This is a genomic window from Rhizobium sp. SVR5-2C, from assembly GCF_056755115.1.
In genome coordinates, this window is the sequence record NZ_JBNDHT010000106.1 from 1 (window position 1) to 24,852 (window position 24,852).

At 56.9% G+C, this 24,852-nt stretch carries 26 protein-coding genes and 1 tRNA gene; 22 read left to right on the top strand and 5 right to left on the bottom strand.

Translation table 11 applies throughout. The annotated features are described in order from the left end of the window. On the bottom strand, positions 1-1,200 hold a 1,200-nt coding region (locus ACPYOI_RS25080), incomplete at its 3' end, for a phosphoethanolamine transferase (RefSeq protein ID WP_481423503.1). A gap of 187 nt (positions 1,201-1,387) precedes the next feature. Between ACPYOI_RS25080 and ACPYOI_RS25085 the strand changes: the two genes are divergently transcribed. From ACPYOI_RS25085 to ACPYOI_RS25115, 7 genes are all read left to right on the top strand, one after another. Beyond that, positions 1,388-1,464 (top strand) — tRNA-Pro (locus ACPYOI_RS25085). Between the two features lie 103 nt (positions 1,465-1,567). Continuing rightward, entirely contained in the window at positions 1,568-3,172 is a 1,605-nt protein-coding gene (locus tag ACPYOI_RS25090) for a hypothetical protein (RefSeq protein ID WP_481423504.1), read from the top strand. A gap of 99 nt (positions 3,173-3,271) precedes the next feature. Continuing rightward, entirely contained in the window at positions 3,272-4,501 is a 1,230-nt protein-coding gene (locus tag ACPYOI_RS25095; protein ID WP_481423505.1) for a phage portal protein, read from the top strand. Beyond that, on the top strand, positions 4,498-4,914 hold the full coding sequence (locus tag ACPYOI_RS25100) for a gene transfer agent family protein (protein ID WP_481423506.1): 417 nt from the start codon (positions 4,498-4,500) through the stop codon (positions 4,912-4,914). The genes ACPYOI_RS25095 and ACPYOI_RS25100 overlap by 4 nt, the downstream gene beginning before the upstream one ends. Next, entirely contained in the window at positions 4,911-6,443 is a 1,533-nt protein-coding gene (locus tag ACPYOI_RS25105) for a phage major capsid protein (RefSeq protein WP_481423507.1), read from the top strand. Before ACPYOI_RS25100 ends, ACPYOI_RS25105 begins: the two co-directional genes overlap by 4 nt. Positions 6,444-6,446: 3 nt before the next feature. Next, positions 6,447-7,040, top strand: a complete 594-nt coding sequence (locus tag ACPYOI_RS25110; RefSeq protein WP_481423508.1) for a hypothetical protein — start codon at positions 6,447-6,449, stop codon at positions 7,038-7,040. Further along, positions 7,037-7,390 carry an HNH endonuclease gene (locus tag ACPYOI_RS25115; protein ID WP_481423509.1) on the top strand — a complete coding sequence of 118 codons (354 nt, stop codon included), beginning with the start codon at positions 7,037-7,039 and terminating at the stop codon, positions 7,388-7,390. The genes ACPYOI_RS25110 and ACPYOI_RS25115 overlap by 4 nt, the downstream gene beginning before the upstream one ends. 2 nt (positions 7,391-7,392) lie before the next feature. On the opposite strand, the gene ACPYOI_RS25120 is transcribed toward ACPYOI_RS25115, so the two are convergent. Then, entirely contained in the window at positions 7,393-7,890 is a 498-nt protein-coding gene (locus ACPYOI_RS25120) for a hypothetical protein (protein WP_481423510.1), read from the bottom strand. Positions 7,891-8,065: 175 nt separating this feature from the next. On the opposite strand from ACPYOI_RS25120, the gene ACPYOI_RS25125 reads away from it, so the two are divergent. The 12 genes from ACPYOI_RS25125 (at position 8,066) to ACPYOI_RS25180 (ending at position 17,865) form a co-directional block, all read left to right on the top strand. Beyond that, positions 8,066-8,368: a head-tail connector protein gene (locus ACPYOI_RS25125; protein WP_481423511.1), complete on the top strand. Its 303-nt coding sequence runs from the start codon at positions 8,066-8,068 to the stop codon at positions 8,366-8,368. After that, the gene (locus ACPYOI_RS25130) at positions 8,358-8,786 is read left to right on the top strand and encodes an HK97-gp10 family putative phage morphogenesis protein (protein WP_481423512.1); all 429 of its coding nucleotides are present in this window, start codon (positions 8,358-8,360) and stop codon (positions 8,784-8,786) included. Before ACPYOI_RS25125 ends, ACPYOI_RS25130 begins: the two co-directional genes overlap by 11 nt. Then, positions 8,779-9,195 (top strand): DUF3168 domain-containing protein, encoded by a 417-nt coding sequence (locus ACPYOI_RS25135; protein WP_481423513.1) that lies wholly within the window; start codon positions 8,779-8,781, stop codon positions 9,193-9,195. The genes ACPYOI_RS25130 and ACPYOI_RS25135 overlap by 8 nt, the downstream gene beginning before the upstream one ends. 1 nt (position 9,196) lies before the next feature. Further along, a complete protein-coding gene (locus tag ACPYOI_RS25140; RefSeq protein WP_481423514.1) occupies positions 9,197-9,514 on the top strand; it encodes a phage head closure protein in 318 nt (105 codons plus the stop codon). Continuing rightward, complete coding sequence (locus ACPYOI_RS25145; RefSeq protein ID WP_481423515.1) at positions 9,511-9,900, top strand: phage terminase small subunit P27 family; 390 nt, start codon at positions 9,511-9,513, stop codon at positions 9,898-9,900. Before ACPYOI_RS25140 ends, ACPYOI_RS25145 begins: the two co-directional genes overlap by 4 nt. Then, complete coding sequence (locus ACPYOI_RS25150; protein ID WP_481423516.1) at positions 9,900-11,525, top strand: terminase large subunit; 1,626 nt, start codon at positions 9,900-9,902, stop codon at positions 11,523-11,525. Before ACPYOI_RS25145 ends, ACPYOI_RS25150 begins: the two co-directional genes overlap by 1 nt. Positions 11,526-11,538: 13 nt before the next feature. Then, positions 11,539-14,196 (top strand): phage tail tape measure protein, encoded by a 2,658-nt coding sequence (locus ACPYOI_RS25155; RefSeq protein ID WP_481423517.1) that lies wholly within the window; start codon positions 11,539-11,541, stop codon positions 14,194-14,196. Between the two features lie 284 nt (positions 14,197-14,480). Next, a complete protein-coding gene (locus ACPYOI_RS25160) occupies positions 14,481-15,836 on the top strand; it encodes a hypothetical protein (RefSeq protein ID WP_481423518.1) in 1,356 nt (451 codons plus the stop codon). Positions 15,837-15,969: 133 nt separating this feature from the next. Further along, positions 15,970-16,374 carry a hypothetical protein gene (locus tag ACPYOI_RS25165; RefSeq protein ID WP_481423519.1) on the top strand — a complete coding sequence of 135 codons (405 nt, stop codon included), beginning with the start codon at positions 15,970-15,972 and terminating at the stop codon, positions 16,372-16,374. Positions 16,375-16,422: 48 nt separating this feature from the next. After that, a complete protein-coding gene (locus ACPYOI_RS25170; RefSeq protein ID WP_481423520.1) occupies positions 16,423-16,701 on the top strand; it encodes a DUF2293 domain-containing protein in 279 nt (92 codons plus the stop codon). 178 nt (positions 16,702-16,879) lie between these two features. Next, positions 16,880-17,335 (top strand): hypothetical protein, encoded by a 456-nt coding sequence (locus tag ACPYOI_RS25175; protein ID WP_481423521.1) that lies wholly within the window; start codon positions 16,880-16,882, stop codon positions 17,333-17,335. A gap of 203 nt (positions 17,336-17,538) precedes the next feature. Further along, positions 17,539-17,865, top strand: a complete 327-nt coding sequence (locus ACPYOI_RS25180) for a sunset domain-containing protein (RefSeq protein WP_481423522.1) — start codon at positions 17,539-17,541, stop codon at positions 17,863-17,865. Positions 17,866-17,926: 61 nt separating this feature from the next. Here the strand turns inward: ACPYOI_RS25180 and ACPYOI_RS25185 are convergent, their stop codons facing one another. Continuing rightward, positions 17,927-18,376, bottom strand: a complete 450-nt coding sequence (locus tag ACPYOI_RS25185; RefSeq protein ID WP_481423523.1) for a DpnI domain-containing protein — start codon at positions 18,374-18,376, stop codon at positions 17,927-17,929. 182 nt (positions 18,377-18,558) lie between these two features. On the opposite strand from ACPYOI_RS25185, the gene ACPYOI_RS25190 reads away from it, so the two are divergent. From ACPYOI_RS25190 to ACPYOI_RS25200, 3 genes are all read left to right on the top strand, one after another. Then, positions 18,559-20,163 carry a DNA methyltransferase gene (locus ACPYOI_RS25190; protein ID WP_481423524.1) on the top strand — a complete coding sequence of 535 codons (1,605 nt, stop codon included), beginning with the start codon at positions 18,559-18,561 and terminating at the stop codon, positions 20,161-20,163. A 683-nt stretch (positions 20,164-20,846) separates the two neighbouring features. After that, positions 20,847-21,875, top strand: a complete 1,029-nt coding sequence (locus tag ACPYOI_RS25195; protein ID WP_481417564.1) for a ParA family protein — start codon at positions 20,847-20,849, stop codon at positions 21,873-21,875. Further along, positions 21,868-22,470, top strand: a complete 603-nt coding sequence (locus ACPYOI_RS25200) for a HEPN domain-containing protein (protein WP_481417565.1) — start codon at positions 21,868-21,870, stop codon at positions 22,468-22,470. Before ACPYOI_RS25195 ends, ACPYOI_RS25200 begins: the two co-directional genes overlap by 8 nt. A 250-nt stretch (positions 22,471-22,720) precedes the next feature. Here ACPYOI_RS25200 and ACPYOI_RS25205 read toward each other — a convergent pair whose 3' ends face one another. Next, positions 22,721-23,938 carry an adenylate/guanylate cyclase domain-containing protein gene (locus ACPYOI_RS25205; RefSeq protein ID WP_481417566.1) on the bottom strand — a complete coding sequence of 406 codons (1,218 nt, stop codon included), beginning with the start codon at positions 23,936-23,938 and terminating at the stop codon, positions 22,721-22,723. Between the two features lie 10 nt (positions 23,939-23,948). Further along, positions 23,949-24,852 (bottom strand): MFS transporter (locus tag ACPYOI_RS25210; RefSeq protein WP_481423525.1); only part of this gene is annotated, 904 nt, incomplete at its 5' end.

The following is a 24,852-nucleotide window of genomic DNA, read 5'->3' on the forward strand; positions in this document are numbered from 1 at the left end:
GGGCGTAAAGCGCCTGCTATCATCGGGATAGCGCTGATAGTAGGCCGGGCCGTGGCTGCCGAGCTGGTGAAGAACGAGCACGCTGTCGCCCTTCACACTGGCGAGCCAGTCATCGAGCTTGTCGAGCAGGATGGTGTCCAGGCATTCGCCGTCCTTGCAGAACCGCGGATCGCGCGTACTCGGCAGATACTGGTATTTGATGCGGTCGGCGACACCGTAAGTCCCGGTGTCGTTGTCCCACCATTCGACGTCGATCTTGGCGTGGCCGAGCACATCCGTCAGGTTATCGGTCGCCAGGCCCTTTCGGTGGCTGTACTGCGTCCGCGGATAGACGGAAAACATGCAGGGGATGGAAACGGCGGTCTCCGTGCCGCAGCTCGTGACATCGGGGAAGAACGTGACGTTGCGCGCTTTCATTTCCGGGTTGGTATCGCGGCCGTAACCACCGAGCGAGAACTCCTGTTCTCTTGCCGTTTCGCCTGCGACGATGATCAGCACGCGCGGTTTGCCGGGCGCGGCCGCCGGTATCTGGCGCGCATCCGTGCCGATCGGCTGGCGCACGAGATTGAGATTGTCTCCATAGGTGGCGGCAAAATAGATGGCGCTGCCGATCGGGAAATGCGGATTGATCGTCATCATCAGGTCACGATGGATGCGCCCGACGGCGGCGTAGGTGGAGTAAAAGCCCATGCCGGCCACCGCGACGATGCCGAGGCAAGGCAGCACCACCGCCGTATTACGCAGAAACTTGCTCCAAAAGGGCCGGTGGACGACACGCACGCCGGCAATCGCCACGGAAGGTAGAACGCCCGCGAGCAGCATGTGGAGAATGAACTTCGCGGTGATCAGATGCTGTGCTTCCGATTGCGTCGTGACAGCGGCGTTGCGAAGCATTTCGCGGTCGATGATGACGCCGAAGCGGTCGGTGAACCAGGCCGCGGCGACTGCGGCAAGCACAAGGAAGATCAGCGCCGGCTTGATGAGGTATTTCATGGAGACGCTCACGGCGATCGCGATCGTCAGCGCGATCATGCCCACCACGAAGCCGGCGAAGGCCAGCCGATGGCTGTCGAAATAGACGAATGCCCGGCTCCAGAACGTGTAATTGGCGACGATGAGGATATAGAGCGATACGATGACTGCGAGCGTGATGCTGCCGATTTCAGGGCGCACCCACGCCTTCTGCTTTTCCCTTGCCATGCCGATTGGTTTGCTCCGTGTGCACCAGCGCAGAGCGGCTGGCACCGCGTTTCCGCCTGACTCAAAACCGCGCAACTATGGGGAGGCTTCCTGACACTATCCTGAACGGCAAAGCAGCGTCGAAGGATGGGGCAAACGCGTTTTTGATATTGCGGCGCCGGTATGAAGCGTGTATTGGCCCCTCTCACGGAGTGTAGCGCAGTCTGGTAGCGCATCTGGTTTGGGACCAGAGGGTCGGGAGTTCGAATCTCTCCACTCCGACCATTTTTCCCGCTTGTAAGTGATTGAAATTCAAGAAAACCCTTGTGTTTCAAGCACCTTTGTCCGAACCACCCTTACAAAACTCGTTACAAAACGGGCATCGGACATGGCAAAAACAAAGAAGCGGAAGCTCCCCACTTATCTTCAATTTCTCGACGGGCGGTATTTTGTCCGCGTGCCGGTTAGACCGGAACTTCAGAATTATATCGGCCAAACGCAGTTGCGAGCGCCCCTTGGCCCCGATTTGCGCACGGCGAAGGAGAACCTTCATCATCACGTCGCACTGTTCAAAGAGCAGATCAGGAGGGCGGCTGATGCTTACGCGATCGAAACAGGCAAGCGAATCAACGTCAACACTGATCCGGTGGATCCCTCTAAACTGATGGTCCGTCACTACCGTGAGATAATCGCGTATGACGACTTCAACCGCGATTCCGATCACCGCTATGCGACCGTGGGCTACCTCGACGATCTGCGGGTAAAGAGGCTTCGAGAGGGAATTGCCGGTCGCCTTACTGACCAAGAGTATATCGCACTCGTCGGAGATACTCTGGAGAGGTTTTTCCAAACTGAAGCCGATGTGCCAGCTGATCTGGACTTCCGCAAACTCGCTCGAGACATCTGTATTGCCCAATATGAGGGTTACTCACGCATCGCAGAACGTGACGAGGGAGATTTTACGGGCAAACCTGAGCACCCCGTCCTTGTCCAGGCTATTGAACAGGAGAAAGTTGAACAGGAAGCGCAGGAGCAAATACGAGAGTTTGATAGCTGGACTTTCGACCGGGTAATCGAAGAGCATGAACGCAAAGGAGCGATTGGCCTAAGCCGCTCAAAGTCCGAAGCCACTCTTGAGAAATATCGGACGGCTCAATACGACTTCGAACATTTCCGCAGGGATAAGAAGGTTGCTACCGTAACGCTTGCCGATGGCAAGGCATGGCGGGACCATATGCTCAGTGAAGGAAAGCTGTCTCGTAAGACCGTCAAGGATAAAATTACGATCATCCGAACGTTGATCGGTTGGGCGAACGCACAATCTGAACTCGCGATGTTCCCTAATGGCGACCCGTGGAAAGCCTTAGAATTGCCGGTTGTAGAGAAGAAGGACAGTGCGGATCGGACCTACTCGTTGAGAGATGCTCGGCACTTTCTCGAATTTGCTCGCTCGGCTACCCGTGCGAGCTTTCGCTGGGTCCCGTGGATCATCGCTCACACGGGGGCGCGCGTGAACGAGATCACGCCTCTCGAAAAGCGTGATATATTTGAGATCGACGGTCATTGGTTCATCTATATCCGCGTAGGAGATGGGCGCACGACGAAAACCGGCAAGGCGCGCAAGGTGCCGGTGCATCGCGCTTTGATCAAGGAAGGCTTCATTGATTGGGTGAAGGCCCGGTCAGACGGCAGGCTTTTTCCGGGTGGAAAGAATGAGGATCAGCGTATTCGCGAATGGATACATGAGAAGGTTTTCCCGAACCGGGATGACATGCCACCACCAAACCACGGCTTTCGGCATCTGTTCGAAGATGCGCTTTTCGGAGGCGTCAGCCATAAGGCCGCGCTTTACATCACCGGCCGTTCCTCCGGTTCTTCTGCCGACGACTACGGCGGTAGCGACTTCAAGCTAATCGAAATCGCCGAGCAGATGGACAAGGTGCGCGACATGTTCGCCTCCGGGAAGTCAACAACCGGTGACGAGGCCGCGTAAGGACATAGTTCCTATTTATAGGATTATTTTCATTTTTGGGATTCACACCGTATTCTGAGCATGAGACAATAGTTCCCAGATTGATTTTTGGGAGCTTAAATGCCATTCGCCTCTGTATTCTCGAAAGCTGCAAGCGCGCTTGGCGTTCGCCAAGAACGCAAGGCATATTCCCTTTCTGATTCAGCAATCGGCGATGTCTTTGGCGTTATACCTACTGCGTCGGGCGTGTCCGTTACTGGCTATTCCGCGATGCACGTCCCGGCAGTTCTTCAGGCTGTCCGACTGATCTCCGAGACCATTGGCTCACTTCCTTGCAAGCTCTATCGCGAAGCCGATGGCAGCAAGGAAGCGGCCAAGGATCACACCGGCCATAAGATTACCCATAGCCGCGCGAACGACTGGACGAGCGCTGGACAGCTTCGCATCGATCTCACGATTGACGCCCTGCTTCAGGGCGTGGGCTACGCACAAGTCGTTCGGGCATCTGACGACCGCCCCCTTGAGCTTCACCGGTTGGACCCTTCCAAGGTGCAGCGGAGGTGCCAAGACGATGGCGAACCCTACTATCTCGTTTCCGTCGAACGTGGACAGGTCCGACTTTCTTATCGCGATGTTCTTTACATCCCTGCTTTCGCTGGCGTCTCGCCGATCAAGCTTGGGCGCGAGGCTATCGGCGTTGCAGCAGTCCTGGAGCGTCACGCGTCGCAGTTCTTCGGTTCCGGCGCTCGCCCAAGTGGCATTATCACCAATGAAAAGCTGCAGGGTGGCGAAGCTGGCACGCTGGCGATCAGCAATATTCTGAAGTCCTGGCGCAAGTGGCGAGCCAACGCCAACGGCGACCCGCTGATTATGGACGCCGGTTGGAAGTTCGAACAGCCGACGATGACAAGCACCGACGCTCAGTTCATCGAAAACCGCCTTGAGCAGATCAACGAAGTCGCCCGGATCTTCGGCGTTCCGCCCCACATGCTCTATCAGCTTGAGCGCGCGACTTGGAGCAACGCGGAACAGATGGCCGCGAGCTTCCTTCAGCTTTGCCTTCGCCCGTGGCTGGACAAATGGCAGGACGCCTATGCGACCGTGCTTCTCACCGATGAAGAGTGCGACACCCTCTATTTCGAATTCGTCATTGATGACCTTCAGCGTGCCGACGCGGCAGGCCGGGCCGAAATCTTCGGCAAGCTTGTCGCCATGCGCGCCATGACGCCGAACGAAGTCCGCGCCGCGATGAACCTCCCCGCCCTCCCCGGCGGCGACGAACTTGCAAACCCCTACACATCCACCACGACCGGCCCGGCAGATCGCCAGACGCCGAAGGAAAATGCATGACCGAACTCACCGCCTATTTTGGTGACGGCGACAAGAAGTTCGCCCTCACGTCCGAAATGATTCTCGAATTGGAGCGCAAGACCGGCGTTGGTATCGCCGCGCTCTATGCCCGCTTCATGCGGCAGGATTTCCATTTCGCCGATATGGTCGAAATCATCCGCACCGCCCTTATCGGCGGCGGGATTTCCCCGGCTGAAGCGCAGACCCTTGTCGATACCTACGCCAAGCCGCGCCCGATCATGGAAGTTTTCCCCCTCGCCTTCGACATTCTGGACGCCCGTTGGAGCGGCAAGCCGGAGGTCGAGGAAGACGACGACGATTTCGGCTCCCCCCAGGACGATCTACGACGGGCCGCAACGTCCGGCGATCTCACTGCAGCGATCAACGCAGCCTATGCGGATGTTGCCCAATGACCGAAGCAGAAAACCTCGAAATCAAGGCCGAAGTCTCGATTGACGACACCGGCACCGTGACCGGCATCGCATGGCCTTTCGGCTCGCCGGATAGCGTCGGCGACCTCATTGAGCCATCCGCATTCCGGTTCGCGTCCAAAGTGCCAATGATCTTGGAGCACGAACAGCGCGAAGTCGTCGGCATTTGGGACAGCATGGACGTGACCGACAAGGGCCTCGAAGTGAAGGGCAGCTTGTTTGTCGAAGGCATCGGCCCCGCCCGCACTGCACGACAGCGCGCCCGTTCCGGTGTCATGTCTGGCTTGTCTATCGGCTACCAGCTTCACGAATACAAGGCACGCCCGGAAGGCGGGCGTGTTTTGACCGATCTCACCATTACCGAAATTTCCCTTTGCCGTCGCCCGGTTCATCCCGGCGCGCACGTCACCGAAGTTAAGTCCATCATCAAAGGAAACAGCATGGAAAACGAACTGAAGAACGAACCGGAAACGAAAGTCGATCCGGTTGCATCCCCGGAAGAAGTAAAGGCTCTGAAAGCCCGCATGGATAAGCTGGAGGCCAAGGCAAATCGCCCGCTCGCCGCAAACAACAATCACCCGGCAGCGGAAAACGACAACAGTGAGAAGAAGGCGTTTTCGCATTTCCTCCGCACAAACGAAATCGAGCGCAAGGCCCTAACCGTTGCCACCGACGCGCCCGGCTACGTTCTCGCCCCGGAAGAGACCAGCGGCGAATTCATCCGCAACCTTATCGAATTCTCGCCGGTTCGTGGTATCGCCGACGTTCGTTCGACCGGCTCGCATACGGTCATCCTGCCGAAGCGTCTGACCGTCACGAACGCGAAATGGAAGGGTGAAGCCGTTGCTTCCGAAGCATCCGAACCGACCTTCGAGCAGATGGAATTTTCCGTCAAGGAAATGACCACGCACGTCGATGTCGGCAACTGGCTGATCGAAGACGCCAGCCACGACGTTGAAGCAGAAATCCGCCTTGCCCTCGCCGAAGATTTCGGCGCGAAGGAAGGCCTCGCATTCGTCAACGGCAGCGCCGCAGTCGAGCCGAAGGGCTTCATGGCGGAAGCTGGAATCACCAACAGCTTGAACGGCCACGCGACAAACCTTTCCGCCGACGCCCTTATCACACTCATGTATTCCCTGCCGGGCGTTTACCGGAACCGGGGAACGTGGGCCATGAACGGCACGACCCTCGCCGCAGTTCGCAAACTGAAGGACGGCAACGGCAACTATCTGTGGCAGCCGTCGTATCAGGCGGGCCAGCCCGAAACGATCCTTGGCCGCCCTGTTGTCGAACTTCTCGACATGCCTGACATTGAAGAGGACGCCTTCCCGATCATCTTCGGCGACTTCAAGGCCGGTTATCGCATCTATGACCGTATCGAGCTTCAGGTTCGTCCGAACCCGTATTTGCTCGCGACCGAAGGCATGATCCGCTTCCACGCCCGCCGTCGTGTCGGTGCTGGCGTCGTTCGTAGCGATGTCTTCCGTAAGCTGAAGATGGCAACGGCCTAATCCATGATCTATCAGCGGCCCGCATATGAGGAGGTGACGATTGCGCATGGTGGAAACACCGTGACGCTTCGCCCTTCCTTGCGGGCTGCTGTTACCCTTGAAGCACGCTTTGGCTTTGCGACCATGTTCCGGGCGCTGGATGAAGGTAGCTTCACCATCATTTCTGAAATCATCCTTGCCGCTTCTGTCTCCCGGCAAGATGCAGCGGCTTTCCTTTCCTCCCAAGGTGGAAAGCCGCTTTCCTCTTTCATCTTGGCTATTCGCGTATCGCTCGCCGAACTTGTCGCCATGTTGCAGCCCGCGCCGCATCCGAAGGCCGCATCTAGCAGTGGCAAGCCGGTTGCTTGGCCCGAATTCTATGCTGACCTTTTTGAGAAGGCGACCGGCTGGCTTGGGTGGACGCCTGAAGCGACATGGAGCGCCACGCCGACCGAGATTGACCATGCTTACTCCGGGCACATCGCCAAGCTGAAGGCCATTCACGGAAGCGCTGAGCACGAGAAGGCCGCTCGCGATCCGCGTGAGGAACTCTCCGACGAAGAAGCCCGCAACGGGCTAGCCAAGCTGAAGGCAAATGCAAAGCGGGGGAAGCAATGAGCAAGCCACCGCGCCTTTGCAGTTGCGGTAACATCGTTCCGCATGGTGAGTTTTGCACTTGCCAGAGCAACGCCCGCCGCGAGCGCAACGCCCGACACGACGCGCGCCGTCCTTCTGCCCGCGACCGTGGCTATAACCACGAATGGCGCAAGGCCCGCACCGAATACCTGTCCTCGCATCCACATTGCCGGGAATGCAGCAAGCACGGCGTTACGCGCCTTGCATCCGTAGTTGACCACATCATTCCGCACCGTGGCGACCGTAGCCTCTTTTGGCACCGCGCCAACTGGCAGCCTCTTTGCGCACCTTGCCACAACTCAATCAAGCAGCGGCAGGAGCGCAGTCTATGAGATTAGAAATCGCCCGACACACTGACATACCTTTGTCTGCCGTCCTTACGGAAGTGGAAAAGGTGGTCGGTTGTAGCTTGGCAAGTGCGATACTCGCCCTGACCCCGAATGTAGCTGATCACTTTATCCCGGTTGAGACACACGGGGCAGATGAAGTGCATCGGCTGCCCTTCTGCCATGTCATCTTTAAGCTTGTAGACCATGTCGCCTTCGGGGGTCCGGGAGAGCTCGTATCTAGCCTTCTCTCTCTCGAAATCGTCTTGACGCAGCAGTTCCTGGCTGAGTGTCTTGAGGGAATCGCTAAGCTGAACATTCGTCATATTCGCCATTGTCAATTCCGTGGCGAGCGCGTTCAGGAGCTTCGAAGCCTCGCTACTATCCGGTGCTTTGCCCCCTTCGAAAAGTTTCTTGATGGCTCCGATAGTCGAAGCCGCCTTGCCGGTAAGCCCTACAGCGCTGGAAGCAAGCCCAAGTGCTTCGTTGATAGGCGTCAGGTCCATTCTGCTGTTCTCCACGCGTGTCTGCTTGAGTCGAGAGCCTACTTGTCTTCAATCATGACGCGCAAGGAGGGGCCGGGGGTAGTCTCCAATTTTGTGTCTTTCGAGGGGACCGGCGCGGGGAGCACCGCGCAAGAGACACCGAAAATAACTTTTTCAGAGAAGGCCTAAATTCAGCATGTCCGCAGTCAGTCTAGAACTCGCCAAGGCACACATGAAAATCGACGGAAGCGCCGAAGATGAGCTCGTTTCGCTCTATATCGATGGCGCGGAAGCGTGGATCTCGAACTACATCGGCAAGCCGCTCGCCGACCTGGCCCCGCTTCCGGCAGACGTGAAAATCGCAGTTTTGCGCCTCGTTTCCTTCTATTTCGAGTGCAGAAACATCGCGACTTTCGGCGTTTCAGCGCAGCTTGCGCCGCTCGGCGTCACGTCGATCCTCGATTCCTACCGTGAAAAGTGGTTCGGCGATGGCGAATAAGAGCAGCAACGGCCTAGCCGATACGATGGCAGCTTTCGACCGCCTCAGGCGCGCGCCACGTGAGGCCGTTCTTCCGGCCCTGCTGAAGTCTGCAAATGAGCTTGCCGACGCACAGAAGGCGCTGGCCGAAGCGTCGCGCGATACCGGCGCATTGATCGACAGCATCCATGTCACCATGCCGGGACAATCGACGCCTGCCTACTCCCAACCGGGCGGTGCTCGCGTGGCAGGTGAATCCGAGGTGATTGTCACCGCTGGAAACAGTGACGTTCGTTATGCGCACCTTGTCGAATACGGCACGTCCGACACCGAAGCGCAGCCCTTCTTTTGGCCTGCCCTTCGCCTTCTCCGGAACCGACTGCAGAACCGTATCAACCGCGCCGCGAAGAAGGCCGTGAAAGACGCATGGAATGATTGAACCGACCCTTGCACTTCAGACTGCAATCCGCACCGCTCTCATTGCCGCCCCGGCAGTGACGGCGCTCGTTCCTGCCGACCATATTCGTTCTGGCAGCACGCGACCCGACAAGACGCCATGCATCATCATGAGCGACGGCAACACGAGCTTGCACGGCCACGACTACGCCAGTCAGCGCACGGCGTGGGTTTATCTCGACTTGCATATTTGGACGCTGGACGCCGGACAGGACGCCGCGAAGGCGATTGCAGGCGCTGTTATGGCCGCGCTCGACAAGCAAAGCCTGCCTATCGAAGGCGGCTATTGCGATCATTTCCGCGTCACCGCGTCCCGATACCCGCGCGATCCTGACCCTGCCTACGGTCATGGCGTTCTTTCCGTTGAAGCCCTTGTTCGGTGGATCATCTGATATGTTGAATATCGGGAACATGGACCGGCGTATTTCTATCGAACGCGAGACGGAAACCGTTAAGCCGTCCGGCAGCGTCGTGAAGGCGTGGACGCCGGTTGCCGCTGTCTGGGCGGAAGTCATTCAACAGACGGCGAGCGAATTCTTCACGGGCTACGGCGAGGCAGAGACCGGCACCGTGATTTTCCGTGTCCGCTATCGCCCTGGCATTACGACTGCCGACCGCGTGACCTATGACGGCACCGCTTACGGACTGAAGGAAATCAAGGAGCTTGGCAGGCGTGACGCGCTCGAGCTTCGCGGCGAGGCCCTGAAGTGACACACCTTCGCGGCATTAAGCCCGCAATCGCACCGGACAGCAGCGCATTGAAGAAGGCACCGGCAGCGCCGAAGGAGCTTTCAGCCTATGCGCGGGCCGAATGGAAGCGGATTATGCCCGGCCTTATCGAACGTGGAATTATCACGCGCGGCGATCTCGGTGGCGTCGAAGACTATTGCCGCGCCCGTGGCCTTGTTCGCGAGATCGAAGACGCCCTTCGCAGTTCGGGCGAAATCGACATGAAGCTTGGCCGCCTTCAGGACAAGGCAATGCAGACTGCCCGGCAGCTTGCCGCTGAATACGGCCTCTCTCCGGTATCGCGCGCCCGTGTCGGCAGTGCTGCCGGTGACGACGACGACAGCGACAACCCGCTCAAGGTGCGTTGATGGCAAGCACCTATCCCGCATGGATTTTTGACGAAAGTCCGATAGACGACCCGTTCGGCTATGGCGAACGCGCCGTGAAATTTCTTCGGTTGCTGAAGCACCCGAACAGCACGGCTCTAGGCCACTTTTTCCAGCTTTACGATTGGCAGGAGCGGATTGTTCGCCGTATCTACGGACCCCGGCACCCGGACGGCAGGCGAATTGTCGAAACCGTGTTTTGGATGATCCCGCGCGGCAATCGCAAGACCAGTCTCGCCGCTGCCCTCGCACTTCTTCACACCATCGGGCCGGAACGCGTTCCTGCCGGACAGGTGATCTTTGCAGCGTCCGACCGCGAGCAAGCCGGGCTTGGCTTCAAGGAAGCGGCGAACATTGTGCGTATGGACAAGCGTCTTGTCGCCGCAACCCGCATCTATGACGCGCACAACAGCGCAAAGAAGATCGCCCTCAAGTCGGAAGGCGTAGAACTTCAGGCAATTTCGAGCGACGGCGCGGCTCAGCACGGCAAGACGCCCGCATTTGTGCTTGTCGATGAAATTCACGTTTGGAAGGGCCGCGATCTTTGGGAAGCTCTGAAGTCCGGCATGGTGAAGACGAGCGGCAACCTTATGGTGATCGCCACGACTGCCGGGCGTGGTTCCGAAAATCTTGGCTTCACTGAATACGACTACGCCCGCAAGGTTGCACGCGGCGAAATCGAAAACCCGGCTTATCTGCCGATCATCTTCGAAGCAGCGCCCGGCGACGATTGGCAGGATGAAGCCGTTTGGCACCGTGTTAATCCCGGCCTTGCCCACGGCTTCCCGAACTTGAACGCCTTGCGCACGGCAGCGAAGGAAGCTGCCGACCGCCCGGCAGAGCGTTTCGCGTTCCAGCAATTCAACCTGAATATTTGGCAGGCTGCTTCGCGTGATCCGCTTTTCGACATGGGAGTTTATGACGCCGGGCTTGATCCGCACTTCGATCTTGCCGACCTGTCCGGCCTGCCGTGCTTCCTTGGCGTCGATATGTCAGTAAATGGCGACTTGACCGCAGTTGTTGGCGCATGGCGTCACGATGATCGCCGCATCACGGTTCACCCGTGGTTCTTTGTTCCTGGCGAAGACCTGAAGGGCCGTTCGCAGCGTGACGGCGTTCCTTATGAGCAGTGGCGCGACGAAGGCAAGATTACTGTCATCGATGGCCCCGTGATCGAACCCGAAGTGGTCGAGACGCACATTCGCGAGATTTGCGCCGACAACGACGACGTGCGGGAAATCGCCTTTGACCCGCACCTTGCCCGTATGACGATGCAGCGCCTCCATGATGACGGCTTGCCCGCAATCGAGATGCGACAGGGACCGCTCACGATGGGACCGGCTATCGGGCACCTTGAGCGCACCGTGAATGGCCGCATGATTCGGCACAACGGGCACCCGATCCTTCGCCATCACTTCGATAGCGTCGTTGCCAGCCGCAACGATACCGGCCTTGTTCGAATGCACAAGGGAAAGAAGACTGACCGCATTGACGGCGCAGTTGCTGCCGCGATGGCCGTATCGCGCGCCGTCGCCAACGATAATCAACGCTCGATTTTCGACCGCGACCCCGACGAATTTGACCGGCTTCGCACCGAAGCAGCATAAAGGAAATACCGCAATGGATGACACGCAGCGCCTTGTCGTGAGCCTTGAGGCCCGGCTTAACAAGTATGAGCGGGACATGGCACGCGCCCGTTCCGCAACGAACGACAACTTCAACAAGATGGAAGGCCGCGCCCGACAGTCCGCAGAAAACATGGAAAAGACGCTCGGCAAGGCGGCCGCATCCATCGGCCAAAAACTCGAAAGCATGTTCGCCCCACTCATGAAGGGCGGCGCTGTTGTCGCTGCCGTTGGTGGTGCAGCTGTCGCGTTCAAGGAAATCGCCGATAGCGTTGCCGAAGTTGACCGCGAGGCCCGCAAGGCTGGCGTCTCTTCGAAGGTTTGGCAGCAGTGGACCTATGTCGCGACCGCGACCGGAATGAGCATTGACGGCATAACCGACGCCCTGAAGGAACTGAATATTCGCGGCGACGAGTTTGCCAAGACCGGCAAGGGCAGCGCCGAAGAAGCATTCCAGCGGCTCGGCTATAGCGCGACCGATGTTGCGGCCAAGCTGAAGGATCCGAACCGTTTCCTTGATGAAATCATCGGCAAGCTTCAGAAGATGGACGCGGCAGCGCAGACCCGTATCCTTGACGAAGTGTTCGGCGGGACCGGCGCGGAAGAACTCGCCAAGGTTCTCGGCATTTCCGTCGCCGAAATCCAGAACATGCGGAATGAGGCGGCGACCTTCACCGACGAACAGATTGAGTCTGCGAAGAAGATCGATCGAGAGTTTTCGACAATGTGGCGCAACTTCACGGTCTATGCCAAGCAGGCGGCGGTTGAAGGCGTCAACGTCGCGTCGAAGATTATCGGCTTTATCAATGATCCTTCCGGGGGAGCGCGCGACCGCGCCATTGCGGCCTATAACAGCCCCGAACAGCAGTTGAAGCGCCTTCAGGACCAGCGGGCGAAGATCGAACGGCAGATCGCCGACACCGAAGCGAATCCGTTCAACGTCATGAAGGAAGCAGAGCTTCGCCAGCTTCGCGCGGCCCTGGCCGCTGTTGATGACCAGATTACCGATTTGGGCGGCGGAAGCTACGAACTGAAGGACGCCCTCAAGGAATTGTCCGACATGACCGTGAATGTCGGCAGGGGCTTTTCGGCGAACACGACCGCAGCCGCGAACTTCAAGACCGCGCTCGCCGACCTGAAGAAGCTTGTGCCGGAGCTGAAGGCCGAACTCGACACCCTCGCCACGACGGACGGCATTGACGCCGCATATCAGCGCGCCGTGGGCAATGCCCGGACGATGGGCGAAGTCATGAACGCGACCGATCTCGCGAACCGCGCGAAGAGCATCGTCCGCTTCGGCAAGCACGACAATATCCTTGACCTCATTGGAGCGGTTGAAAGCGGCGGGGATTATAACGCGACCCTCGACAACGGGCGCTGGACGGGCGGCGCTCAAAACCTTGTCGGCATGACGCTCAATCAGGTTCGCGACCTTCAGAAGCAGATGCTCGCCGATCCTGCGAACCGCGCCCTCTATGGCGACGGCAAGGGCTCTTCGGCGCTTGGCCGCTACCAGATCACGGGCGCGACCCTTGAAGGGCTCACCAAGGAACTTGGCCTTTCAGGTGATAGGCTCTTTGATGAGAAGACCCAGGACGAACTTGGACGCGCCCTGCTTCGCCGTCGTGGGAGTGATCCGGCATCGCTTCGGCAGGAATGGACCGGCCTTAACCGCGTGGACGATGGCACCATTCGCAGTGCCTATGCCGGAACACCCACGGCAACGCAGCCGCTTGCACCGACCGATAGCGAGAAGCAACGCACCGAATTGCTCAAGCAGCAGGACGCGGCCCGCAAGAGCTTGAACCAGACGGTGCAGGAAGGTCTTGACCTTGCCCGTTTCGAACAGTCGATTTCCGGCATGTCAGCTTCGCAGCAGCGGATTGAGCTTGCCGTGTATCAGGCGCAGCAGGAAGCGAAGCGCGCGGGTATCACGCTCACCGACGCCGAACTTCAGAAGCTCCGCGAGAAGATCACGCTCACGCAGCAGCTTGACGGCAAGAACAAGGAAGTTGCCGCTTCGACCGAAGGCTTGAAGACGGCAGAGCAGTATTTCGCGGAAAGTTTCACAAGCACGCTTTCCGGCCTTCTTACAGGCACGCAGGACTTGAACGGTGCGCTCAAGAGCCTGCTCAACAACCTTGTTGACGCCACGCTTCAGGCCGCGCTTCTCGGCAAGGGACCGCTCGCCGGCTTGTTCGGTGGCGCTGGCAGCGGCATTCTCGGCGCGATCTTCGGTTTCAGCGAGGGCGGCTATACCGGCGACGGCGGAAAGTATGAACCGGCAGGCGTCGTGCATCGTGGCGAATTCGTCATGAGCAAGAAGGCAACTAGCCGGATCGGCGTTGGCAACCTTGAGGCGCTTCACCGTGGCGCGCTCGGCGGCTTTGCTGAAGGCGGCTATGTCGGCAACGCGCCCACTATCCGCTCACCTGACCTCAAGACCGGGAATAGCAACATTTCGCCGGTCCAGCAGATCAGTATTTCCGCGCCGGTTACGGTAAACGCACAAGGGGGAACCCCTGAACAGAATGCCGACCTCGCAAAGCAGATCGGTAGCCAGATGGAAGCAACCATGCGTTCGGTGGTGTGTGACGAGCTTATGCGGCAAATGAAGCCTGGGAATATGCTCAGCGCCGGAAAGGGCCGCTAACGCAAGACGCCGGAAGCCATTTCTGACTTCCGGCGCTCGCAATCAGTTCTGACATCTCTGAAGCAGCATCACGCTGCTCTTTTGATACAATGATTCTCCCACGCACATTAAGCAACGTCAATCACTTTATGTATAATTTTGGCTGTCTAATGTCCTAGTTAGGTTGGTTACTAGACAGTCAGAACTATTGATGGTGCGTTTCGCCCTTGCTACAATGCATTAATCGCAAAAGAAAAGGGCCGGTCAGCTTTTCGACTGATGACCGGACCCTTAAAGGCTGTTGAATGCATATATATTACCATCGTTGGCGCGAAGGTCAAGAATCTTGTGCGCCTTTTACTGCCGAAATTCCTCTTATTAGCGGCTGCAAAAACGAGTGTTTTGCAACATTCTCGACGTGCGCAAATCACGCTATAGCGCCTGCCGTGCAAGGCATCCCGGCAACTGGCAAAGATGGAGGTCTAGTATATGGCAACAGCCATACCACCCTCACCTATCAACTACCCTTCATCACCCGATGGTTTGCTCGCCAAGGCAAAGGCACCCTTCGATACATCGGCAGCAAGCACAAGCTAGCGAAGGCCGCACACAAGAAAACGAAAGCTTGGTCCCGTCTCTCATCTGAAGATCGCGAGCGCCGGGTTCTAGATTTTGCCTTTCGCAGTGAGTCTCTAGCATTCTCGTTGAACCTCACGCCGAAGAGGCAGGCTCAGCTTCGGAAGTCGGATCGTCCCGCCAAGCGTCTCGCCGATGAAATCCAACGAGCTTGCAGACGCGAACTAGGCCGCGCCGTGCCAATCTCGCTTGCGTTGGAAGTCACCAAGACCGGGCGGCTTCATGCTCATGGCGTCGTTACCCTTGAGCGCAGAGAAGGCAAAGCTTTCAGCAAGGCCCTGAAGAGTGCAGGCGGGAAAGCCCACAGTTGCGGCGCTGGACGCCAAACCGACATTTGCAAGCTTTGGAGCGCGACCGGATGGGCCGCTTACATCGCCAAGGACTTCGACCGGACGGCGGAAGCACTCGGCACCAACAAGATTGTCTATCAGTGCAACGCAACGCGCGCCGCTGCTCGTGAAGAGTATGAGGCCAGCCTCGCCCGGCAGAAGGCGCATAGAAAGACTCAAGGAAGCCCATCCAGCGCGAAGAAGGCTTCGGCGAGTCTCACCCATTTACCGGAACGAGAAACGCGCCAGCGGCCTTCTACGAGTCAAAGCGCCACTAAGGCCGATCAATCAACATTTACTTACAGTAAGTATTTGAAAAACAATGGTTTTGTTCACTCGACGAGCTTGACGCCGATTCATGGATACCCGATGATTGAGGCATCAACAACAAACCGTCACAGGGAGTTTCCAACCTGCATGCCGCAATACATTATCGACTCCGCGACCTATTCCCGACTTTTGGAAGCGCTGCTTGCAGCGTCAGCAGACGCCTACGTTTCCAAGGATGCCGACGCCTTCAAGATCGCGCTTGGCGAGATCGCCGGAATTTGTCCGGAAAGTGTTTTGAGCAGCTATGGCGAAAACGTTCCGGCAACGAAACAAACTCGCCATCTTTCGCCATCTTGTTTCCCAACAAACGATGTGACTAATGCGAAATCCCAGACATCGCAGGACCTGCAACCGATTGCGGCGTAGCCCGCTGGCGGATGGATTTCTGCTGATCTGGACCCTGCCGGTCGAAGGTAGATTGAGCCCTCTTTCAACCGGCAGGTATCAACGTGACAGGCAATGCCTGTCTTCTCACGCCAATTAGACAAGGAGTTTTATCATGCCGAATACGACCACAGCAACGCTCATCGTGGATGAGACGACCACACAAGCTGCGCCTATGCCTTTGGATCAAATCGCTAATCACCTGCGTAGCCAACATCGCCTGTCACCCGCGTTGCAGCGCATCCTTGAGCAGAACCATCGCCATCACGAAAGCCAGGGAGAGGCCATTCATTCCGTCGCTCGTGACATCATCGGTGATTTTCAGAAACGCATGGCAACGGCCCTTGATCTCGGTCCCCACTCGTTTGCGCAAGTGCCCGATGACGTCATTGACCAGTTTCTTTCTACCGGGCAGACCATGAAGGCCCTTGAGGAAGTCACCGGCGCGAAGATCAACGTCAGCTTCACAAGCGAGGTGACTGTCAACGGCGTCCGCATGCCGGACGAAGGAGAACTTTAAAGAGGGAGCCGCCCGCTTCGGCGGGCCTTTCTTTTTTGGATTCAGCTAATGGCAAAGTTCTCACCTGAAACCGTCGAAAGGCACATTCGGCGCAAGCACCCCGGTTGCCCGGATTTTGCCGTCGCATTCTTCGTCGCCGAAATCAGTAAGAAGGACTGGAATGGAGCATCAGTCGGAAAGGCCGTTGGCATCACCATGCAAAACGTCCTTCGGCATACTATGACCGACTATGACCAATTGCTGTTGACGGGCGTCGAGCGTGCAGAAGCTCGACGCCGCGTTCAACCAAAGATCAACACCATGGTCGCAACGTGGAAGCGGGCTTGAACGACTGTTTACAACACCACGATCTGGGGACACGGCTCGGCGCGGATCTTCGTCTGGCCTGGAATGTGGTAAAAATGCTTGATCGCAAAGAGTCCTGAGCAGCTCCGCCTCCGCGCTGATTAACTGAAAAACAAGCGACGGATTGTAAGGCTTCAACTAGCAACTCATAGGAGACAGTATGCATTGCTATTCTTTCGTGGTTCCTGGTCCGTCGGTCATCAAGGGGGAACACTTTGAATCGCCTTTCAATAAGGATCGTAGCTTTAACATTGTCGCCGACGGGGTAGAGCAGCGCCACGAGTTGATGAAGCGCTTTATCGGCATTCGGACCGAGGACGACCTGTTAACCTCGTTCGCGGGGCAGAGTGATGATGGCAAGGGCGACGTTGTTGCTATGCTGAAGGCAGCGCAGCGCTTTCTCGGCTCTGTCAAGATCGTGGGTTTCATCCAGACTTATAAGAAGATGCTGCCTGATAGTTGGTGGTTCGATGATGAATGGTTGATCGCTCGTGAAGGTGACAAGGAACGGGTCTTCTACTCCCAAGGCTTCGAGCCGAAGAATGAGCATGAAGGTAGGTTTTCCCGTGTCCCTGATGGGTTCGACCTGGCGCAGAGGATCCTCGAGCGCTTCTAGTGCGAGCCGCCTTGGTAGCAAGAAGCCTATCCCTGCTGACGCCAAGAAGCTCGCCGCTTCGGTCCTCTCCTGGGACGAGAAGAAGCGCAAGTAGCCATTAGAACGAGGTGGCCCTCCGGTGAAGATCGGCAGGCTTTTTAACGATCCCTGCAATGGTCTCTAAATTCTCCGATGCTACTAATGCGCGCAACGGAGGAAACCCTATGCGCAACCCCCGCAAGCATTGGAAGCCGAAGAAGCAAAGCAGCATCCTTTCCACCGCAAAGGCAGCGCCGGGCCTCATGGCGGGTCTTATGCTCGTTGGTGCGGCGGGATTGTATAGCGCTGGCGATGTCGTCCGTTCTGTCACTGCTTCGGCAGGCGGCTGCAACATCAAAGGCAACATCAGCATCGACAGCAGGGAGCGCATTTATCACGTTCCCGGCCAAAAGTATTACGCGACAACCAAGATCAGCCCGCAATATGGTGAGCGGTGGTTTTGCTCGGAAGCGGACGCACGAGCTGCCGGATGGCGCAAGGCGCGAAATTAGAAGTTCAGATCACGACCGAAGAATGATTCCGATGGGGAAACATCGGCGGACGTTCTCCGGGTTATCGTAGCCGAACGGCACGACCTTCAACAGCTTGCATATCGTAGATAAAGCCTTGCCAACCAGCACGACGAGCGTTTTCTGACAGTGGTTTACGAGGCTTGAACATATCCGGCTCTTGCAGGTCGGCGGATAGATAGAAAATTGAATAATCTTGGTCAGGTGCAACCAGAACTACAAAGAGCGGAAAGTAAATTGCCGCTTGCATTCTTGCCTGCTGAGGCCCCCAAGCAGCCCCTAGTATCGATTTCGGCAATATGTCTAATCGCTTCGCGCTTGCTGCCTTAACTTGTGCCAAGTAGCCGCAGAAGTCACAAATGATGTCGGCACATTTGAAGTTTGCTGGGAGGCGAACTAATGTCTTCGTCCTCTTGCATTTTGGGCAGTGACAGCCTTGGACCACCCGTTGCTCCCCAAATGCTCCAAGCGCTTGTCTAACTGTAACCACCACGTGTCCCCAAAAAACGAATCAACCGATTGAGACGCTAGAGCAGTTTTCAAAGCGATGTCACGCTGTGAAAATTGGTGCATTTTCGAAAAGCGCTTCTGCCGGTCGACTGATCTGCGGGCTTTCATGTTTCAATCTGATGTTGCATAAGAAACGGAGATACTGCGAGTCGGACCTGGCATTGAATGACAAACAAGCTCTATTACGGCGACAACCTGTCGGTGCTTCGCGAAAGCATCCCCTCAAATTCAGTCGATCTAGTTTACCTTGATCCTCCCTTCAACTCGAACGCATCGTATAACGTCCTATTCAAAAACCCGACCGGTGAACAATCCGCTGCCCAGATCGAAGCATTTGATGACAGTTGGCATTGGACTGATGCGGCAGAACTCGCGTTCGACGAGGTTTTGTCAGGCGAAAACTCTGATGCTGCGGTGCTGCTACGCGCAATGCGTTCAGCGCTCGGTGAAAACGACGTGATGGCCTACCTAACCATGATGGCTGTTCGACTGATCGAACTTCACCGCGTCCTTAAGCCAACCGGTTCGTTGTATTTGCACTGCGATCCAACCGCCAGCCACTACTTGAAAATCCTTCTCGACGCTATTTTTGGCGCACGTAGTTATCGAGCTGAGATCGTTTGGAAGCGGACCAATGCAAGAGGAACTCCCTCAAATTGGCCGCACCTCCACGACATAATCTTTCACTACTCAGACGAGGCGAATAAACATCGCATTCCCAAAGTTAAGGCAGACAAGACGAAAATGCCCCACACCCTCATAACGGGTAGCGATGGTCTTAAATATCAAACATATGAGCTCACGGGATCTGGAATTACCAAAGACGGAGACAGCGGCAAGGCGTGGCGGGGGTTCAATCCAACCGACATGGGGCGCCATTGGGGTAACGGGCACTCGCAGCTTGATGAGTGGGCTGACCAAGGGTTAATTCATTTCCCAGCAGACGGAGGTTTTCCGCGCAGACGTGATGACTTCCCCTTCGATCCGGACAATCGAGTTGTAACCGTCGGTGATATCTGGACTGACATTGACCGACTAAACCAGACGGCGAAAGAACGACTCGGATATCCTACTCAAAAGCCAGTTGCTTTGCTTGAGCGCATTATATCCGCCTCGTCGCGGCCAGGAGACGTAGTTCTCGACCCGTTTTGCGGTTGCGGAACAACGGTCCATGCAGCGCAAAAATTAGATCGTCAGTGGATTGGAATTGACGTCACGCATCTGGCAATTGGCCTCATCGAGCGGAGGTTGAAAGAAGCCTTTCCTGGAATCGCCTACGAAGTATTCGGGGTTCCAAGAGATGAGCAAGCTGCGCGAGATCTCGCTACGCGGGATAAACATGAATTTCAGAAATGGATCGTCGGTTCCATCGGAGGCCAACCCTATAAAGGCGGCAAGAAAGGGATGGACCGTGGTATTGACGGCCTCCTTCATTTCCGCGATGCGAACAGATCGCCGCAGTTTGCAATAATCTCAGTCAAAGGCGGCGGCATCAAATCCGGTGACATTCGCGACCTCAAGGGGACAATGGAACGGGAGAAAGCGGCACTCGGCATCTTTCTGTCGCTGAATGCGCCGACACGTGAAATGGAGCGCGAAGCGGCCGCGGCTGGTATCTATGAGACCGGTGGACAGAAGATACCACGGGTGCAGATCATGACAGCCGCACAAATTCTCGACAAGCGACGCCCACAACTGCCGTTCGGACACAGCGAGGGCTACAAAAAGGCGGAACGCGAGTCCGATGACCGTCAAGGCAACCTGCTCTAACTGAGCGTTCCGATTTTTCTATCCGCATTTCCCAAACGGTCGCCGACACGGGCGACCGTGCAGCTTCAGATGTGACTTGATCCGGAACTCGAATTGATGCACTAGGCTTAGGTCTCCGGACAAAAGTGCGGTCATTACAAGCTTACAAAACGGTCAAAATAGTCGTTGAAATTCAATCGCATAGCTGATTTCGAATCTCTCCACTCCGACCATCGCTTTGCCCTGAAAACGCTGAAGAAGCTGATTTTCTTGGGGTTTCGGCCAACTTCCTGTTACAAACCATGTAACAAAACGGAAGTTTGGAATGCCGCAAAACACCGATACCGGCTTAACCGCGACGGAAGATATTTCGCCCGGATCCTAGTCCCCAAAAGACCTTCGCCCCTTCCTCGACAACAAATCGGGACTTCGCGAACCGGTTGGCCCGGGAATCGCCGGGCTGCTGTTGCGCGTCTTGCTACGGCCCTAGTCGGGCTTCATGCGCAAATCGCCGTGGCCGAACGGAAGTACAGGTCGCCAAGAGAGAAGCGATCACGCCGGGCCCGCTATCCCCTGCCCGTCGTTCAGATTGCCTTGCTGAACTACAACGAACGAATCGCGTTCGATGCCGAACTACGGAACATGGATACCGTTGGACGACTCACCTCTCCCGTGTAACGTGCAAAAATCGCAAGGGGAAATCCATGGTAAAACGGCTTGTTGTATTCAATCACAAAGGCGGCGTGAGCAAAACGACGACGGCTTATAACGTCGGCTGGGCGCTCGCTGCCGATGCTAAAGTGCTTTTTGTCGACGCGGACTCGCAGTGCAATCTTTCTGGACTGTTACTGGGGGACGACTTCGAAGCCTATTATTTCGATGAAGCGACGAAGGACCAGAACCTAAAGGACGGAGTTGCGCCCGCATTTGAAGGTAAGCCCGTGCCCCTTCAGGCTGTCGATTGCTTTAGCCCTGCACGAAACAACAATGTGTTTCTACTAGCGGGCCATGCGAACCTATCGGCCTACGACGCTGCTCTAACATTCGCTCAGACGGCCAATAACGCTATTACAACGTTGCAGAATCTGCCGGGCGCGTTCTCCGAACTGATCCGGTTAACCGAAGAACGCTATGAAATAGACTATACAATAATTGATCTCAATCCAAGTTTGAGTGCGATCAATCAAAACCTCTTTCTTGTTTCAGACGGGTTCCTGATCCCCACGAATCCCGATCCGTTTTCAATTATGGCGCTTCAAACACTAAAAACTACTCTGCCGCGATGGGTGAATTGGAAGCGCTCATCGATCAGCCTGTTCCAAGATTCAGCCTATCCACTCCCGGAGGGCACACCCAAATTCGTTGGTACGGTTATTCAGCGGTTCAACATTCGCAAAGGCAAAGCGGCTGCGCCGTATCGAAACAATATCGATGAAATTAACGCTGTGGTTGAGGGAGAAGTTTTCAGCGCCTTGCAGGTAGCCGGAATGACGTTACAACCCGCAGGGTATGGAGGGCTGGAAGGGGAACACTATTGTCTCGGCGAAATTCCCGATTTCCAAGGTCTTCTTCCCAAAGCGCACCAAGCAGGGGTTCCCGTCTTCGCCCTTGAAGACGATGAGCTTGACGCGACCGGTCCCATCCTCGAGGGCTTCAAAGAACGACGGGCGTTTTTCAGAGACCAGTTTCAAGGGCTATCGTCTAAAATCGCGGACCTGCTAGATTATGCTTAAAGCGGTTGCCGTTTTCGACAGCAGCTTAAGCGAGGCACGTAACCAGAGCGCTCTGTTTCATCACATCAAGAATCAAGGCATTCCGTTTAATGCCGATGATCTTCTAAGGGGGCAGATCGTCACTTCGATGGCAGCGTTCGACAAGCTAATGCACGACCTGATTAGAATTGGCATGGTGCAGATTTTTTCCAGCATCCGCCCCGCAACACCCAAATATCTTGCTGAGGCGATTGATATGCAGACGCACGTCGCAATCAAATCCGCGACGTTACCGCCGCCGGAAATTGTGTTTGAGCAAGCAGTGGTGCGAAAGCTCGGAAGGCTATCATTCCAAGACCCAATCAAAGTCTCTGACGGCCTTTCTCTCATCTGGGACGAAAGGCAGAAATGGGAAAGGATCAGCGCAATCCTGGGAAAGTCCGCGAAGGACGCGCAAACGGAACTCAGGCTTATCGCTCAACGTCGCAATGCGATCGTCCATGAGTCCGACATGGACCCAGTGACGCATGCTAAGACACCGATCTCCCCACAAGACGCTACCGCGACAACAAATTACTTGGAGGCGTGCGGAAAAGCGATCCATTCGCTGATGTAGGTTTAAGTCAAATGTTCCGGTGATGAAACGATTGATGGCAGTTCCGCTTGCCTATTATACGTCGACAAACAGTTGAACAGAAGCTCGACCGTCACAGCGTTACAAAGAGTGGAAATAGTCGTTGCTTTCAATGACATATTTGATTTCCAATCTCTTCACTCCGACCATCTATCACGGTGATTTAGCTATGAGGCCACCGGTCAGGCGCGCCACCTTCTAGGGCGAGCCGGTCGCCGCGGCCGGCACCATATTAAGCTGCGTTTCCTCCTCTTTCCGCCAGCGTGAACAGCTCGATCGGATCCTTGAATCCTTTCAGGTGATGGAGCTTGGTGGAGACGATGTTGTTCGTCCCGGCCCGGAGACGGAAGGCATCGGACATCAGGACGGACTTCCCGAGCGCGCTGCAGGCGGTCTGGATTCGGCTGAGGAGGTTGACGTCCGATCCGATGACGGTGAAGTCGAGCCGCCGGCCGGAGCCGATGTTTCCATAGCTGACCTTTCCGTAGTGCAGAGCGACGCTCGCCTCGATGCGGACTCCTCCCAGCTCGAGCTTCGTGAGATCGTCGAGGATCTGGTCGGTGGCCGCCAGGGCCTGCTCGCTCGCCATTGCGGCGTCGGAACTCGGGAAGAACGCGAGCACGGCGTCGCCCATGAACTTCAAGACCTCGCCGCCTTGGCTGGTGATCGCAGGCACCACGATGTCGAAGTAGGCGTTCAGAAGTTCGAGGACCTTTTCATCGGCCAGCCGGTTCGAGAGCTCCGTGAAGCCGCGAAGGTCGCAGAGAAGAAGCGCAGCCTCCATGGTTTCGATCTCGCCCTGGCGAATCCTGCCGGCAAGGATGCGCTGGGCAGTCATGGGGCCGATGTAGGTGTCGAGCAGCGAGAGCTCGGCCTGCCGCAGTACCCTGATCTCGCAGCTGTTGCGAAGCGCGGGAAGAATGCGCTCGATGACGTGGATCTCGGAGAGCGTAAAGCCGGAGGGCCGCTTTGTGGCAAATACCGCGGCGCTCACCGGGCCATCGACGTTGCAGAGCGGGGCGATCACGAGTTGGACAAGTCCCCGCCCCTCGAAGACGTCGATATGCTGCCAGGGCCACATCGGGTCATCGGCATCGACGATCATCGGTTCCCGCGACTCCATCACCTTCCGAAGCGCGCTGGCCGCGAAGGCCATCTTCATGCCATGCTCCCGGTCGTGGATCTCCACGGGCTCGGACGGCGCCCAGGCGACGGTCCGACCAAGGATTTCCGGATGAAGTGTCATCAGGTGGAGGCTCAGCCGGTCGACCGGTAGCCCGATCTGACGCAGCCTACGACCAAGACCGGCAACAAGGCCAGCCTCGTCGACGGAATGGCATTCGTCACCGGAAAGCCATTCCAGAACGGACAGGATGGAGGCGGGATCGACGCTCCGTCCCTTACCGGCCGGATCCCGGTGGGACATGGGCTCCTGAATGATCGTGTTCATGTCCATCTCCTTAGTGAGCGCCAGCGCCGGAGACCTGGCCGGGCTTCTTCAGAAGCAGCGTTGCGACGAGCGCGACGACCAGCCCGACGCCAAGCAGGAAGAACGCGTCGCTGAAGGCCATGACGTTGGCCTGCTTGCGCACGCTCGAAGCTATGGCGACGAGGGCCTTGTGCGTCGCTGTGGCCTGGTCGCTGACGCCGTGGTTCATGAAGTAGGTCGTGAGCCTCGCGACGCGGACGCGGGTTGCCTCCTCGAAGACGCTGACCGAGTTCGTCAGGATGTTCGAGTGGAACTGCTCGCGCTTCGAGAGGAAGGTCTGCAGCGAAGCGATGCCGACGGCGCCGCCGAGGTTGCGCATCATGTTGAAGAGTGCGGAGGCCGAGCCTGCGTTCTCCTGCTCGATGCCTGCCGTGGCGACAGCCGAGAGAGGTGCGAAGACAAGCGCCTGTCCGACGGCGCGAATGACATTCGGCCAGAACAGCTGGTCGCTCCCATAGTCGCCGGTCATATAGACGTTCATGAAGTTCGAGGCTGCGAAGAGCGCAAAGCCCACAGCAATGAGCAACCGGACATCGATGAGCTTCATCAGCCGCGGCACCAAAGGAATGAGCACGAGCTGCGGGATGCCGGTCCAGGCGAGAACCATGCCGATCTGTTCGGAATTGTAGCCCTGAATACGCGACAGGTAGATCGGCAGCACGAAGGCCGAGCCGTAGAGCGCGACCCCAAGCAGGACGTTCGCCAAAATGCCGAAGCCGAAGTTGCGCCGGGCAAGCAGGCGGAGGTTCAGCAGCGGATGCGCGGTCTTGAACTCTATAATCAAAAAGAGCGTCAGCGAGACCGCAGCGATAATCGACAGGCGGACGATGAAGTCCGAGCCGAACCAGTCTTCCTTGTTGCCCTCCTCCAGCACC